Consider the following 14,246-nt stretch of genomic DNA (forward strand, 5'->3'; position numbering starts at 1 on the left):
AGGCTCGCGACCCGAGCGCCCCCACACACACGAGGAAGCGTCCATGAACACGCAACCGACCCTGACGAAGGACGGCGAGGAGACCGGTACCCCCGGGACGTCGCACTCCTCCGACGGCCTCAAGGCCGGACTCAAGAACCGTCACCTGTCGATGATCGCCATCGGCGGTGTCATCGGTGCCGGCCTCTTCGTCGGCTCCGGCTCCGGCATCGCCGCGGCCGGCCCCGCGATCCTGCTCTCGTACGCGCTCGTCGGCACCATGGTCGTCTTCGTGATGCGGATGCTCGGCGAGATGGCCGCCGCCAGGCCCTCCTCCGGCTCCTTCTCCGCCTACGCCGACCAGGCCCTCGGCCGCTGGGCCGGTTTCAGCATCGGCTGGCTCTACTGGTTCTTCTGGGTCGTCGTCCTCGCCGTCGAGGCGACCGCAGGCGCGGTCATCCTGGAGAGCTGGGTCCCGGCCGTCCCGCAGTGGGCCTGGGCCCTCATCGTGATGGTGGTGCTCACCGCGACCAACCTCGGCTCCGTGGCCTCGTACGGCGAGTTCGAGTTCTGGTTCGCCGGCATCAAGGTCGTCGCCATCGCCGCCTTCGTCGGCATCGGACTGCTCGCGGTCTTCGGCGTGCTGCCCGGCTCGGACAACCCGGGCGCCGGGTTCGCCCACCTCACCGACTCCGGGGGCTTCTTCCCGATGGGTGCGGGAGCGATCCTCACCGGCGTCCTGATGGTCGTCTTCTCCTTCATGGGCAGTGAGATCGTCACCCTCGCCGCCGGCGAGTCCGAGGACCCGCAGAAGGCGGTCACCAAGGCCACCAACAGCGTGATCTGGCGCATCGGCGTCTTCTACCTGGGCTCGATCTTCGTCGTCCTCACCCTGCTGCCGTGGAACGACAAGTCGATCGTCGACAAGGGCTCGTACGTCGCCGCCCTCGACTCCATCGGCATCGCGCACGCCGGCCAGGTCATGAACGTGATCGTCCTGACGGCCGTCCTGTCCTGCCTGAACTCGGGCCTCTACACCGCCTCGCGCATGGCCTTCTCGCTCGGCCGGCGCGGTGACGCCCCGAAGGCCTTCGCCAAGGTCAACAAGCGGGGCGTGCCGACGGCGGCGATCCTCGGCTCGGTCGTCTTCGGCTTCGTCGCGGTCTTCTTCAACTACAAGTGGCCGGACACCGTCTTCGCCTTCCTGCTGAACTCCTCCGGCGCGGTGGCGCTCTTCGTCTGGCTGGTCATCTGCGTGACCCAGCTGCGGATGCGCGGCATCATCCTGCGCGAGACGCCCGAGAAGCTGGTCGTGCGGATGTGGCTCTTCCCGTACCTGACCTGGGCGACGATCGCCATGATCGTCTTCGTCCTCGGCTACATGCTGTACGACGGCGGCAGCGCCCGCGAGCAGGTCGTGCTCTCGCTCCTGGTGGCCGCGCTCGTGATCGCGATCGCGCTGGTCAAGGAGCGTGTCGCGAAGTCGGCCCGACGCCGGGACCTCGTGTAGCTCCTCGTACGCGAAAGGGCCCTGTCGCTCCTCCGGGAGCGGCAGGGCCCTTTTCCGTGCCGGGGGGCTCAGCCCTTGCGGTCGAGGAGCTTCCAGGCGGCCGGGAGGGCGCCCATGGCGAGGGCCGCCTTGAGGGCGTCGCCGATGAGGAACGGGGTGAGGCCGGCGGCGACGGCCTGGCCGAGGGTCATGCCGGTGGCGAGCGCCAGGTACGGCACGCCGACGGCGTAGATGATCGCCGAGCCGAGGACCATCGCGCCGGCCGTGCGGAGCACGGAGCGGTCGGCGCCGCGGCGGGCGAGGGCGCCGACGACGGTCGAGGCGAGGAGCATGCCGAGGATGTAGCCGAAGGACGGCATCCCGTAGCCGGAGGTGGCCTGCGCGAACCACGGCACGCCCGCCATGCCGGCCACCGCGTACAGGGCCAGGGCGAGGAAGCCGCGGCGGGCGCCGAGCGCGGTGCCGACGAGCAGGGCGGCGAAGGTCTGGCCGGAGACCGGGACCGGGGAGCCGGGGACCGGGACGGAGAGCTGCGCGGCGAGGCCGGTGAGGGCGGCGCCTCCGACGACGAGGGCGATCTCGCGGGTGCGGCTCGCCGGGAGCAGGTCGGCGAGGACGGTGCCCGCACGGAGGGTACGGGCGGGGGCGGCGGCGGTGCTCATCGGTACTCCGCGAGGGTGAGGGTGAGGGGGACGGATTGACGGTATGCCAGGAGTGAACGCTCGATCACCGTCAGCCGCCGACAAAGCGGGAGCCAGCCGCTTCATCGGGTTCCGACAAAGGACGGATTCCATGCCGGATTCCGCGCTTCCCGCCACGTGACCCTTGTCACTGGCGCTCTCCGTGAGACGTCCCTTTTGCGTCGGGGGGACGTCACCAGAGAGACTGTGGGGTCTCCATAAAGTGTCAACTCCCCGAGAGCGCGAGCCCCCACCATGCGCGACGCCCCGCCGTCCCCTCAGGCCATCGGTCCCCTCACCGAACCGGAGCCCCTCTCCCACGGTCTGAAGCAGCGTCATCTGACGATGCTGGGACTGGGCGGCGTGATCGGCGCCGGGCTCTTCGTCGGCTCGGGCGCGGGCATCGCCGTCGCCGGACCCGGCATCGTCGTCTCGTACCTGCTCGCCGGCGCGCTCGCGATGCTCGTCATGCGGATGCTGGGCGAGATGTCGGCGGCGATGCCGGCCTCGGGGGCCTTCTCGGTGCACGCCGAGCGGGCGCTCGGCCGGTGGGCGGGCTTCTCGGTGGGCTGGCTGTACTGGTTCCTGCTGGTGGTGGTCCTCGCCGTGGAGGCGACGGGCGCGGCGCGGATCGCGAACGGCTGGGTGCCGGAGGTCCCGCAGTGGGGCTGGGTGCTGGTCTTCATGATCGTGTTCACCCTCGCCAACCTGGCGGCGGTGAAGAACTTCGGTGAGTTCGAGTTCTGGTTCGCGGCGCTCAAGGTCGGCGCGATCGTGCTCTTCCTGATCCTCGGGACACTCGCCATCATCGGCCTGCTCCCCGACACGGACCCCGTGGGGCTCGCGAACCTGACCGGGCAGGGCGGTTTCCTGCCGAACGGCTGGGAGGGCGTCGTCTCCGGCGTCCTCGCCGTCGTCTTCGCCTTCGGCGGCCTGGAGGTCGTCACCATCGCGGCGGCCGAGTCGGACGACCCGGCGCGGAACGTGGCGCGGGCGGTGCGCAGCGCGGTGTGGCGGATCCTCCTCTTCTACGTGGGCTCGATGCTGGTGATCGTGACGCTGCTGCCGTGGACCTCGATGAAGCCGGGCGAGTCGCCGTACGTGGCGGTCCTGGACTCGATCGGGGTGCCGGCGGCGGGGCAGATCATGAACGTGGTGGTGTTCGTGGCGCTGCTCTCGGCCCTCAACGCGAACCTGTACGGCTCCTCGCGGATGGTGTTCTCGCTCGCGGAGCGCGGAGAGGCGCCGAAGGGGCTGCTCCGGGTGTCCGGAGGAGGAGTCCCGCGCCGGGCGGTGCTCGCCTCGGTGGCCTTCGGCTTCGTCTCCGTACTCCTGAATCTGAAGTGGCCGGATTCCGTCTTCCTCTACATGCTCAACGCCGTCGGGGCGGTGCTGCTCTTCGTCTGGGCGCTCATCGCGGTCTCTCAGCTGCGGCTGCGGCGCCGGATCGAGCGTCAGGCGCCGCAGACGCTGACGCTGCGGATGTGGGGCTTCCCGTGGCTGACCTGGGTGGCGCTCGCCGCGATGGGGGCGGTGCTCGTCCTGATGCTGTCCGACGACGCGGCGCGGCCGCAGGTGCTGTGGTCGGCGGGAGCGACCGGGGCGGTGCTCCTGGTGGCCTGGGTGCGGGAACTGCGTACGAACCGGAACTAATCCTTCACGATGTGTGAGGTCGGTGACCGTATAGCGGACGCATGTTCCCTGTGAGCGGTGGGCCCGCCCAGACTGTGGGCTCTCCTCGTCTCAGCTAGTGAACAGGGCTCGCCCATGTCTCGGACCACCGCGCCCGCGCCGGCCGATCGGAAGGACGGCGCGAACGCACCTGCCGAGGGCCTCACGCACGGCCTCAAGCAGCGCCATCTGTCGATGATCGCCCTCGGCGGTGTCATCGGCGCCGGACTCTTCGTCGGTTCCGGGGCCGGCATCGCCGCCGCCGGGCCCTCGATCGTCATCGCGTACGCGATCTCGGGCGTGCTCGTCATGCTCGTGATGCGGATGCTCGGCGAGATGTCCGCGGCGAACCCGGCGTCCGGCTCCTTCTCCGTCCACGCCGAGCGGGCCCTCGGCCCGTGGGCCGGTTTCACCGCCGGGTGGGCCTTCTGGTTCCTGCTCTGCGTCGCCGTCGGCCTCGAGGGCATCGGCGCGGCCAAGATCATGACCGGCTGGTTCCCGGGCAGCCCCGAGTGGGCCTGGGTCGCGCTCTTCATGCTGGTCTTCTGCGCCACCAACCTGGCGGCCGTGAAGAACTTCGGGGAGTTCGAGTTCTGGTTCGCCGCGCTGAAGGTCGGCGCGATCGTCCTTTTCCTCGGCATCGGCGTGCTCGCCATCGTCGGCGTCCTGCCCGGCACGGACTCCCCCGGCACCGCGAACCTCACCGGCGCGGGCGGCTTCTTCCCGCACGGCTCCGAGGGCCTGATCGTGGGTCTGCTCGCCTCCGTCTTCGCGTACGGCGGCCTGGAGACGGTCACCATCGCGGCGGCCGAGTCGGAGCACCCGGTGCAGGGTGTCGCCAAGGCCGTGCGGACGGCGATGTGGCGGATCGCGCTCTTCTACATCGGCTCGATGGCGGTCATCGTGACGCTCGTCCCGTGGGGTGACAAGGCGGTCGTCGAGAAGGGCCCGTACGTCGCCACCCTCGACCACCTGGGCATCCCCGCGGCCGGCCAGATCATGAACGTGGTCGTGCTCGTCGCCCTGCTGTCGGCGATGAACGCCAACATCTACGGGGCCTCCCGCATGGCCGGTTCGCTGGTCTCGCGCGGCCAGGGCCCGAAGGCGCTCGGCCGCACCTTCGGCGGGGTCCCGCGTCCCGCGGTGCTCGTCTCCTCCGCCTTCGGCTTCGCCTGCGTGCTGCTCAGCTACTGGCGCCCGGAGGACATCTTCGTCTGGCTGCTCAACACGATCGGCGCGATCATCCTGGTCGTCTGGTTCTTCATCGCCGCCTCCCAGCTGGTGCTGCGCCGCCGCACCGAGCGCGAGGCGCCCGAGAAGCTGGTCGTGCGGATGTGGGCCTTCCCGGTCCTGACGTGGGTTGCGCTGGCCGGCATGGCGGCGATCTTCGTCCTGATGGCCCGCGAGGAGGGCACCCGGGTGCAGCTGTACTGGACGGGCGGCCTGACGCTGCTGCTGGCCGTCGCCGGCTTCGTACGCCAGAAGGCGGCGGACCGTACCTCCTGATTCCCGCCTTCTTCCCCGAAGCCCCCGGACCGCCTCTCGGTTCGGGGGTTCTTCGTATGCCGTTGATCTTCTTGCTGATAGCCTGCACTTGCATAGGATGTGCAATAAGAGGTGGAAGGGCCCGGCATGGCGATCTACACACTTCCTGAACTTCCCTACGACTACGCGGCGCTGGAACCGGTGATCAGCCCGGAGATCATCGAGCTGCACCACGACAAGCACCACGCGGCCTACGTGAAGGGCGCCAACGACACCCTGGAGCAGCTGGCGGAGGCCCGGGAGAAGGACGCGTGGGGCGCGGTCAACGGCCTGGAGAAGAACCTCGCGTTCCACCTCTCCGGCCACATCCTGCACAGCATCTACTGGCAGAACATGGACAGCCCGAAGGACGGTGGCGGCGGCGAGCCGCTGGCCGCCGACGGCGTCGGTGACCTCGCGGACGCGATCACCGAGTCCTTCGGCTCCTTCGCCAGGTTCAAGGCCCAGCTGACCAAGGCCGCCGCGACCACCCAGGGCTCCGGCTGGGGTGTCCTCGCGTACGAGCCGGTCAGCGGCCGGCTCATCGTCGAGCAGGTCTACGACCACCAGGGCAACGTCGGCCAGGGCTCCGTCCCGATCCTGGTCTTCGACGCCTGGGAGCACGCCTTCTACCTCCAGTACAAGAACCAGAAGGTGGACTTCATCGAGGCGATGTGGCAGGTCGTCAACTGGCAGGACGTGAGCAGGCGCTACGCGGACGCCCAGGGACGCACCCCGCTCATCGGCGGCTGACAGACGCCCTGCTCGTGATCGTCTTCTCAGCCTTCACGGGGCAGGCGGATGAAGGCGGAACCCCCGCGATGACGTGAATCGCGGGGGTTCCGCGCATGCGGGCGTACGCGGGCGTACCGCGGACCGGCGGACTACTCGAAGCTGGGTGCCGCCGTGCGGGTGCGCTTGATCTCGTAGAAGCCCGGCGTCGACGCCACGAGCAGCGTGCCGTCCCACAGGCGGGCGGCCGCCTCGCCGCGCGGGGTCGGGGTGACGACAGGGCCGAAGAAGGCGACCTCGTCGCCGTCCGCGCCCGGAACCGCGATGACCGGGGTGCCGACGTCCTGGCCGACCTTGTCGATGCCCTCCTTGTGGGAGGCGCGCAGCTCCGTGTCGTACGTGTCCTTGTCGGCGTAGTCCGCCAGGTCCCCGGGCAGGCCGACGTCCGTCAGGGCTCCGACGATCGCCTCGCGGGTCGGGCCCTCGCCGTTGTTGTGGAAGCGGGTGCCGAGCGCGGTGTAGAGCTTGCCGACGACCTCGTCGCCGTGCAGCTGCTGGGCGGCTATGACGACCCGGACCGGGCCCCACGCCTTGGTCTCCAGCATCTCCCGGTACTCCTCGGGGAGCTCGTCGAGCCGGTTCTCGTTGAGCACGGCCAGGCTCATGACCTTCCAGCTCACGTCGACCGGCCGCACCTTCTCGACCTCCAGCATCCAGCGGGAGGTCATCCAGGCCCACGGGCACAGGGGGTCGAAGAAGAACTCGGCGGTGGTCCTGCTCTCGGACATGTCACTCCTCGGTACGACCGTGCTGAAAGGGGGTGGGCCGAAACGAGCCAACGCCATGACCGCCCTACGGCATTCCCGTGCGCCGCGTGACAGTGGCACATGGGAGGATCGGTGCTGTTTCGAACGCGCCACGAAGGAGTGACCGTGCCCGGTGAGAATCTGTCCCGCGACGAGGCCCAGGAGCGGGCCGCGCTGCTGTCCGTCGACGGGTACGAGGTCGTCCTCGACCTGCGGTCGGCGGTCGGCGACTCCGACGAGGCGGTGCGCACCTTCCGCTCGGAGACGACGATCCGCTTCCGTCGCACCGGCGACGGCACGAGCACCTTCGTGGACCTGATCGCCCCCTCCGTGGACGCGGTCACCCTCAACGGGCGCTCCCTCGACCCGGCGGTCGTCTTCGACGGCTCCCGGATCGCGCTCGACGGCCTCGCCGACGAGAACACGCTCGTGGTGGACGCGCGGTGCGCCTACAGCCGGACCGGCGAGGGCATGCACCGCTTCGTCGACCCGGAGGACGGCGAGGTCTACCTCTACACGCAGTACGAGCCGGCCGACGCCCGACGGGTCTACGCCAACTTCGAGCAGCCCGACCTCAAGGCCCCGTACCGCTTCTCGGTGACCGCGCCCGAGGGCTGGACGGTCTGGTCGAACGGCGCGGGGCAGCAGGACGCCGAGGGGGTCTGGCGGTTCGCGGAGACGGCGCCGATCTCCACGTACATCACGTGTGTCGTGGCGGGCCCGTACCACTACGTGACCGACAGCTACACGCGCGGCGAGCTGGAGATCCCGCTCGGCGCGATGTGCCGGAAGTCGCTCGCGAAGCACTTCGACGCGGACGACGTCTTCCTGATCACCAAGCAGGGCTTCGACTTCTTCCACGACAACTTCGACTACCCGTACCCCTTCGGGAAGTACGACCAGGCCTTCGTCCCCGAGTACAACCTCGGCGCGATGGAGAACCCGGGCATGGTGACCTTCCGCGAGGAGTACATCTACCGGGGCAAGGTCACGCAGGCCGCGTACGAGGCCCGTGCCAACGTCATCCTGCACGAGATGGCGCACATGTGGTTCGGCGACCTGGTCACCATGGTGTGGTGGGACGACCTGTGGCTGAAGGAGTCCTTCGCGGACTTCATGGGCTCCTTCGTCAACGCCGAGGCGACCCGCTTCACCAACAGCTGGGTGACCTTCGCCAACAACCGCAAGTCCTGGGCGTACCGCGCCGACCAGCTGCCGTCCACCCACCCGATCACGGCCGACATCCGTGACCTGGAGGACGCCAAGCTCAACTTCGACGGCATCACGTACGCCAAGGGCGCGTCGGTGCTCAAGCAGCTCGTGGCGTACGCCGGACGGGACGCCTTCCTGGAGGGCTCGCGCCGCTACTTCAAGCGCCACGCCTACGGGAACACGCGGCTCGCCGACCTCCTGTCGATCCTGGAGGAGACCTCCGGCCGCGACATGAGGACCTGGGCGAAGTCCTGGCTCCAGACCTCCGGCGTGAACGCGCTGACCCCGGCCGTCACCTACGACGCGGAGGGCCGGATCACCGAGCTCGCCGTCGTCCAGGAGGGCGACGAGCTGCGCCCGCACCGCGCCGCCGTCGGCCTCTACCGTCTTTCGGGCGGAGAACTCGTCCGGTACGCGCGGGCCGAGGCCGACATCACCGGCACCCGGACGGTCATCACCGACCTGACCGGCCAGGACAAGCCCGACCTGGTCCTCGTCAACGACGACGACCTCACCTACTGCAAGGTCCGCTTCGACGAGCGCTCGCTCGCCACCCTGCGGGCACACCTCGGCGACATCACCGACCCGCTCGCCCGCGCCCTGTGCTGGTCGGCGCTGTGGAACCTGACCCGCGACGGGCTGATGCCCGCCCGCGACTTCGTCGCCGTGGCGCTGGCCTTCGCGGGCCGCGAGACCGACATCGGCGTCCTGCAGATGGTGCACGCCTGGACGAAGTCCGCCGTCACCCTCTACGCGGCCCCCGAGTGGCGCGAACGGGGCGGTCGACTGCTCGCCGAGGGCGGCCTCCGTGAGCTGCGGGTGGCCGAGCCGGGCAGCGAGCACCAGCTGACGTGGGCGCGGTTCTTCGCGGCGACGGCCTCCACCGACGCCGACTTCCAGCTCCTGGAGGGGCTGCTCGACGGCACGGCGAAGATCGACGGGCTCGACGTCGACCAGGAGCTGCGCTGGGCGCTGCTCTCCCCCCTCGCCGTGCACGGGCGGGCCGACGAGGCGCGGATCGGCGAGGAGCTGGCCCTGGACGACACGGCGACGGGCAAGCGCCACCAGGTGCGCCTGCTGGCCTCGCGGCCCTCGGCCGCCGTCAAGGCGCAGGCCTGGGCGCAGGTCGTCGAGTCGGACACCCTGTCGAACGCACTGGTCGAGGCGACGATCGCGGGCTTCGTCCAGCCCTCGCAGCGTGAGCTGATCGCCCCGTACGCGGAGAAGTACTTCGCGGCGATCGAGCGGCTGTGGGCCGAGCGGTCCATCCAGATCGGCATGGACGTGGTCCGGGGCCTGTTCCCGGGGCTCCAGGACGACGAGGCGACGCTGACCGCGACGGACGCGTGGCTGTCGGCGCACGAGTCGGCGGCTCCGGCGCTGCGGCGGCTTGTCCTGGAGGCGCGGGACGACCTGGCGCGGGCGCTGCGCGCGCAGGCCTGCGACCGTCTGGCGGCGTAGTTTTCCCACCGGTGGGGGTCGCGGGCTTCGGCGCGCGGCCCCCACCGGCGTGCGCGGCCCCCCACCGGCCTGGGTGGCCCTGGCGCGCGGCCCCTTTTCGGCACTCGAACGCGCGTACTTTAGGGCAGGCTTGTCCCCAAATGTCGACGAGCGTGTAACAGAGGTTAGGGCAGCCTTCGGGAGCGGAAGACCCCCGGCATGAACCACAACACCCCCATCACCCGCCGCCCCGCCCCCCTCGCCTCCCGCATCGGCACCACGGGTCGCGCCGAACGTCTCGCCTCCGCCGAGCAGTTGAGGGCGCAGGGCGTTCCCGCCGCCGAGGTCGCCGCCCACTGCGGGCCCGGCGGCTGGCAGCAGCTGCTGCCCGGCGTCTTCCTGCTCCAGCCCGGACCCCCCACCAGCGAGGACCGGCTCCGCGCCGCGCTCCTGTACGCCCGCAGGACCGGGGCCGTCCCCACGCAGGGACCCGAGGCGATGATCACCGGGCTCGCCGCGCTGACCCTGCACCGCTTCTCCTCCGCTCCCCCGCTCACCGCCCTGGACCGGATCGACGTCCTGGTGCCGCGCACCCGGCGACTGCGGTCGACCGGCTGGGTGCGGATCGTGCGCGCCCCGGAGTCCCCCGAGCCCGTGGAGCTGACGGACCTTCCCGTCGCCCCGGTCGCCCGCGCCCTCGCCGACGCGGTGTCGGGGCTCTCGGACGCCGAGACGGTACGCCGGCTGCTCACCGAGGCCGTCCGCGGCGGCCACTGCGAACCGGCGACGGTGGTACGCGAGTTGAGCCGGGCCCGGCTGCTGACCCGGCCGCACGTGGTGGACGCGGTGGACGCCCTCCTCGTCGAGGGACGAGCGCTCTCCGAGGAGCGCCTGTACGAGATGGTGCGGGAGTTCGGCCTGCCGGACCCGCTGTGGAACGTGGACCTGCGGCTGCCGGGCGGCCCGCACCTGGGCGGCGTGGACGCCTACTGGCCCGACCAGGCGGTCGCGGTCGAGCTGGACACCCGGGCGCCGCGGCAGGACGACGACGCGCTGTGGTCCGAGTACACCCGCAAGCGGGAGCACCTGGAGCGGCTCGGCATCACGGTCGTCCACCTCACCCCGCGCAAGCTGCGCGAGGCGAGGGACCAGCAGGCCACCGTGGTGCGTACGGCCCTGATGGCCTCGCCCGACCGGCAGCCCGCCGCGTACGTCGTCGTCCTGCCGCGGTGAACGGCCCTGGCCTGCCGGTCAGTTCATGGGGACCAGGCCGGACAGGGTCGCCGCGGGCCTCGCGGACTCCCCGGACTGCCCGGACTTCGCGGTGAGGCCCTTGGGGTCGGCGCCCTTCGGGGTCGTACCGCAGAACTCGGCGTCGATGACGCTCTGGGTGTCGCCCGTCCAGTCCGCGTTGAAGTTGGCGGCGAGGGTGTGCCGCCCGTCGCGGGTGGTGTACGCCTCCGAGATCGAACCGTGGATGCCGCCGCCGTGTCCCCAGATCTCCGTGCCGCAGCCCAGCTTCTGCCACGAGATCCCGAGGCCGTAACGGAACTGGGGGTAATCGGGGTTGACCGGCACGGTGGCGGTCAGCTCGCTCATCCCGGACTTCGGGAGCAGCCGGCCCTTCAGGAGGGCGCGGTAGAAGGTCTGGAGGTCCGCCGAGTCGGAGATCATCTCTCCCGCGGCGAGGGCGAGGGTGGGGTTGAGCTCGGTGACGTCGTGGACGGGGCCGCCCTGGGCGTAGAGGGTGGAGTACGCGCGGCTGCTGGGCTGCGGCACGGTCACCCGGGTACCGGGGACGCTGGTGGCGCGGAGCTTCAGCGGCTTGATGATCCGGTTCTCGACGGACTTCCCGTACGGGCGCCCGGTGACCTTCTCGATGACCATTCCGGCGAGGACGAAGTTGGTGTTGGAGTAGCTCCAGCCGGCGCCGGGGGCGAACTCCGGCTCATGGGCCATGGCGACGCCGACGAGCTGCCCGGGGGTCCAGGTGTCGTAGCGGTGCTCCAGGAAGCCGGGGCCGAACACCTTCTCCTGGAAGGCAGGGTCGCCGGTGTAGCTGTATATGCCGCTGGTGTGGTTGAGCAGCTGGCGGACGGTGATGTTCCGGCCGTCGTGGCCGTTGCCCCTGACCACGCCGGGCAGCCACTTCTCGACCTTGTCGTCGAGGTCGAGACGGCCCTCCGCCTGGAGCTGGAGGAGGACGGTGGCGGCGAAGGTCTTGGTGATGGATCCGACCCGGTAGCGGTCGTCGCCCCCGCGGTCGCCCGCGGTGCCGGTCCAGCGGTCGCCTCCGTCGCGGGCCTGGGCGACGGCGCCGGGCACGCCCGCGTCGACCGCGGCCTGCAGCGCCTGCTGGGTGGCCGTGTGGTCCCGCCGCTCCGGTGCCGGTGCCGCGAGGGCGGGAGTGACGAGCGCGGTGGCGGTGAGCCCCGCGACCAGGGCGGTGGCGAGGACGGTGCGGGTCGTGCGTACGGCTGACATGCGGGCTCCCCTGTGATCCTGCGGTGCGTGTTGCGGTCGGCGGGGAGGACCACGGGGCGGGCGGGACGGTTGAGCGGGGTTGCGGTGGTTGAGCGTCTTTCAGCCGTTCGGCAGCGGGGTCAGCCGTTGGTCGGATCGGCGAGCCGGGAGCGGCCGACCGGGGGCCGCTCGTGCCACAGGTCGAGGCCGATGTCGACGAGTTCGACCCGGGGCAGGGCGGGGACGGAGTCGAGCGGATGCCAGGCGGCGAGGTCCGTGGAGCCGCCGGTCTCGTTGCGCAGCGCACCCCCGGTGACCTGGGCTTCGTAGATGATCCGCAGGCCCTGGAAGTCGCCGGGGCCGCCGAGGCGGCGCAGCCAGCCGCGCCGGATGGAGTCGATCCCGAGGAGGGCGGTGGGCTCGGTGAGGTAGCCGGTCTCCTCCTCCACCTCGCGGACGACGGTCTGCACGGGCTCCTCGCCGTGGTCCATGCCGCCGCCGGGCAGCGTCCACCGTTTGGTGCCGTCGCCCGCCACCCAGCGGGCGAGGAGCACCTCCCCGTCCCGTACGCACACGGCGTAGGCCGCCACCCGCAACTCCTGCTTCATGAAAAGAGGTTAGAACCAGTAGACGGGATACGTCCGGCCCGAGGCGCGGGCGGAGCCGAGGCCGACGGCGACCAGGAGGAGGGAGGCGAGGGCGAGTAGGCCGAGAAACGACCAGAAGGGCGGGGACTGGAGGGCGACGATCACCGCGGTGGCGGCGGCGGGCGAGTGCGGGGTACGGGCCGACATCATCACGCCGAGCGCGAGGCCGCCCGCGACGGCGGCGGCCCAGAGGCCGGGGCCCGCCACGAGGAGGACGGCGAACCCGGTGAGGGCGGAGAGCAGTTGGCCCCCGACGACCGAGCGCGGCTGGGACAGCGGGAGGTCGGGGGCGCCCGCGACGAGCGCCATGCTCGCGGCGAGCGGCGGGATGAGCAGGGGCTGGTCGAGCACGGTGCCGACGGCGACCAGGAGCAGGAGGGCGGCGACGCTGCCCGCGGTGGAGGCGAGCAGGATCCGGGGCCGGGGGCGAGGGGGCGGGCCGGGGCGGGTGGGGGGAGGGGGGCCGGCAAGGGCGGGGGTGGCTTCGGGCAGGGAGGTGCCGGGGGCCGGGACGGTGGGCAGCACGGGCGGTCCTCGGGGTTCGGTTCGGGCGGCGACAGGGCCGACGGCGGGGGCTGGGGTCGCGGTCGGCGGTCAGGCCTCGGGCGGGTTCGCCGGGGAGTACTCCGGGGGCGACCAGCGCAGGGGGCTGCCGGCCGGGGTCTCGACCGAGCGCTCGACGCGGAAGCGGGTGACGCGCTCTTCGGGGCCGTACTCCGTGTGCGCGAGGCCACTGAGCTGGAGGGTGGTTCCGGTCTCCCAGTCCACGAAGAGCAGGCCCGCGCGGCCGTCCTCCTCCAGGTTCCCCAGGGTCAGGAACATCGCGTTGCCGGGGTAGTCGCGCCAGCTGAGTTCCCGGGGCCCGTCGACGCGGACGAAGCCGGGGTTGCCGCCGCGATGGCCGACGTCGACGCCGTCGGGGGCCGCGGTGGCCACGAAGAAGGTGTCCGCGGCCTGGACCTGGCGTACCTGGGCGGGGGTGAGCGCCTCACCGTGCTGGACGGTTCCGGTCCCGGGGCGGTCGGGATCGGAGCCGTACCACTCCCGTTTCTGGAGGTACTTCGGGCAGTTGGAGAAGACCTGCTCGGCCTCGATGACGAATCCGCGTGCGCTGGGGCGGGCGGTGCCGTTGAGGCGCATGCGGCGGCGGGTCCGGGGGTCGAGGGCGAGGGTGCCGACGGGCGTGCCCTCGGGGGTGATCGCGTCGGCCAGCGGGTCGCGGGCGGGGACACCGCCCGCGACGGAGACGGTGTGCGGGCCGGTCGCGCGGATGAAACCGGGTGTGCCGGTGAGCAGGCTCGACCAGACGCGGCCCGCCCCGTCCGCCGCGCCGATCATCAGCATCGGCTGGAGCTCCAGGAAGGCGGCGGCGATGGGGCGGATGCCGGGGGTGATGGAGCGGCCCACGTGCTGGGCGACCTCGCGGACGCCGACGCGGTCCTGTACGGCGCGGGAGCCTTGGGTGTACGGGTCCATGGCGGGCCTCACTCGGGTGCGGGTTGGTCGTGGTGCGGGTCGGGCCCTGGCGCGGGAGGCGCGTTTCGGTTGTGCCCACCCGTTCCGCCCTGCGGAACGATTGCCC

At 71.4% G+C, this 14,246-nt stretch carries 12 protein-coding genes; 6 read left to right on the plus strand and 6 right to left on the minus strand.

The genetic code is table 11. The features are described from left to right. The first annotated feature begins 43 nt into the window (after positions 1-43). The gene (locus tag IO20_RS0107145; RefSeq protein WP_030550547.1) at positions 44-1,489 is read left to right on the plus strand and encodes an amino acid permease; all 1,446 of its coding nucleotides are present in this window, start codon (positions 44-46) and stop codon (positions 1,487-1,489) included. Between the two features lie 68 nt (positions 1,490-1,557). On the opposite strand, the gene IO20_RS0107150 is transcribed toward IO20_RS0107145, so the two are convergent. Continuing rightward, positions 1,558-2,151, minus strand: a complete 594-nt coding sequence (locus IO20_RS0107150; RefSeq protein WP_030550549.1) for a biotin transporter BioY — start codon at positions 2,149-2,151, stop codon at positions 1,558-1,560. A 273-nt stretch (positions 2,152-2,424) separates the two neighbouring features. On the opposite strand from IO20_RS0107150, the gene IO20_RS0107155 reads away from it, so the two are divergent. The 3 genes from IO20_RS0107155 to IO20_RS0107165 all read left to right on the plus strand — a co-directional run bounded on the left by IO20_RS0107155 (position 2,425) and on the right by IO20_RS0107165 (position 6,117). Next, positions 2,425-3,822 carry an amino acid permease gene (locus IO20_RS0107155; protein ID WP_030550551.1) on the plus strand — a complete coding sequence of 466 codons (1,398 nt, stop codon included), beginning with the start codon at positions 2,425-2,427 and terminating at the stop codon, positions 3,820-3,822. A 114-nt stretch (positions 3,823-3,936) separates the two neighbouring features. Next, entirely contained in the window at positions 3,937-5,346 is a 1,410-nt protein-coding gene (locus IO20_RS0107160) for an amino acid permease (RefSeq protein WP_030550553.1), read from the plus strand. Between the two features lie 126 nt (positions 5,347-5,472). Next, positions 5,473-6,117, plus strand: a complete 645-nt coding sequence (locus IO20_RS0107165; protein ID WP_030550554.1) for a superoxide dismutase — start codon at positions 5,473-5,475, stop codon at positions 6,115-6,117. A gap of 131 nt (positions 6,118-6,248) precedes the next feature. On the opposite strand, the gene IO20_RS0107170 is transcribed toward IO20_RS0107165, so the two are convergent. Further along, complete coding sequence (locus IO20_RS0107170; protein ID WP_030550556.1) at positions 6,249-6,884, minus strand: mycothiol-dependent nitroreductase Rv2466c family protein; 636 nt, start codon at positions 6,882-6,884, stop codon at positions 6,249-6,251. A 144-nt stretch (positions 6,885-7,028) separates the two neighbouring features. Here IO20_RS0107170 and pepN point away from each other — a divergent pair, with 144 nt between their 5' ends. Both pepN and IO20_RS0107180 read left to right on the plus strand, forming a co-directional pair. After that, positions 7,029-9,575 (plus strand): aminopeptidase N, encoded by a 2,547-nt coding sequence (gene pepN / locus IO20_RS0107175; protein WP_030550558.1) that lies wholly within the window; start codon positions 7,029-7,031, stop codon positions 9,573-9,575. Positions 9,576-9,773: 198 nt separating this feature from the next. Continuing rightward, a complete protein-coding gene (locus IO20_RS0107180; RefSeq protein WP_030550561.1) occupies positions 9,774-10,787 on the plus strand; it encodes a hypothetical protein in 1,014 nt (337 codons plus the stop codon). A gap of 18 nt (positions 10,788-10,805) precedes the next feature. On the opposite strand, the gene IO20_RS0107185 is transcribed toward IO20_RS0107180, so the two are convergent. The 4 genes from IO20_RS0107185 to IO20_RS0107200 all read right to left on the minus strand — a co-directional run bounded on the left by IO20_RS0107185 (position 10,806) and on the right by IO20_RS0107200 (position 14,140). After that, a complete protein-coding gene (locus tag IO20_RS0107185; RefSeq protein ID WP_078946010.1) occupies positions 10,806-12,038 on the minus strand; it encodes a serine hydrolase domain-containing protein in 1,233 nt (410 codons plus the stop codon). 119 nt (positions 12,039-12,157) lie between these two features. Then, positions 12,158-12,625 (minus strand): NUDIX hydrolase, encoded by a 468-nt coding sequence (locus tag IO20_RS0107190; RefSeq protein ID WP_030550563.1) that lies wholly within the window; start codon positions 12,623-12,625, stop codon positions 12,158-12,160. 9 nt (positions 12,626-12,634) lie between these two features. Beyond that, positions 12,635-13,186, minus strand: a complete 552-nt coding sequence (locus tag IO20_RS0107195) for an HPP family protein (protein WP_031126956.1) — start codon at positions 13,184-13,186, stop codon at positions 12,635-12,637. A gap of 72 nt (positions 13,187-13,258) precedes the next feature. Further along, complete coding sequence (locus tag IO20_RS0107200; protein WP_030555607.1) at positions 13,259-14,140, minus strand: pyridoxamine 5'-phosphate oxidase family protein; 882 nt, start codon at positions 14,138-14,140, stop codon at positions 13,259-13,261. Positions 14,141-14,246 lie beyond the last annotated feature (106 nt).

Origin of the sequence: Streptomyces exfoliatus, from assembly GCF_000725545.1 — a bacterium.
GTDB classification, from domain to species: Bacteria; Actinomycetota; Actinomycetes; order Streptomycetales; family Streptomycetaceae; genus Streptomyces; species Streptomyces exfoliatus.

What these genes read in the sequence shown, in the direction of transcription:
- IO20_RS0107145 (WP_030550547.1), top strand. Translation starts at nt 44, where the DNA reads ATGAACACGCAACCGACCCTGACGAAGGACGGCGAGGAGACCGGTACC.
- IO20_RS0107180 (WP_030550561.1), top strand. Translation starts at nt 9,774, where the DNA reads ATGAACCACAACACCCCCATCACCCGCCGCCCCGCCCCCCTCGCCTCC.
- IO20_RS0107150 (WP_030550549.1), bottom strand. Translation starts at nt 2,151, where the DNA reads ATGAGCACCGCCGCCGCCCCCGCCCGTACCCTCCGTGCGGGCACCGTC.
- IO20_RS0107155 (WP_030550551.1), top strand. Translation starts at nt 2,425, where the DNA reads ATGCGCGACGCCCCGCCGTCCCCTCAGGCCATCGGTCCCCTCACCGAA.
- IO20_RS0107165 (WP_030550554.1), top strand. Translation starts at nt 5,473, where the DNA reads ATGGCGATCTACACACTTCCTGAACTTCCCTACGACTACGCGGCGCTG.
- IO20_RS0107185 (WP_078946010.1), bottom strand. Translation starts at nt 12,038, where the DNA reads ATGTCAGCCGTACGCACGACCCGCACCGTCCTCGCCACCGCCCTGGTC.
- IO20_RS0107170 (WP_030550556.1), bottom strand. Translation starts at nt 6,884, where the DNA reads ATGTCCGAGAGCAGGACCACCGCCGAGTTCTTCTTCGACCCCCTGTGC.
- IO20_RS0107200 (WP_030555607.1), bottom strand. Translation starts at nt 14,140, where the DNA reads ATGGACCCGTACACCCAAGGCTCCCGCGCCGTACAGGACCGCGTCGGC.
- IO20_RS0107160 (WP_030550553.1), top strand. Translation starts at nt 3,937, where the DNA reads ATGTCTCGGACCACCGCGCCCGCGCCGGCCGATCGGAAGGACGGCGCG.
- IO20_RS0107190 (WP_030550563.1), bottom strand. Translation starts at nt 12,625, where the DNA reads ATGAAGCAGGAGTTGCGGGTGGCGGCCTACGCCGTGTGCGTACGGGAC.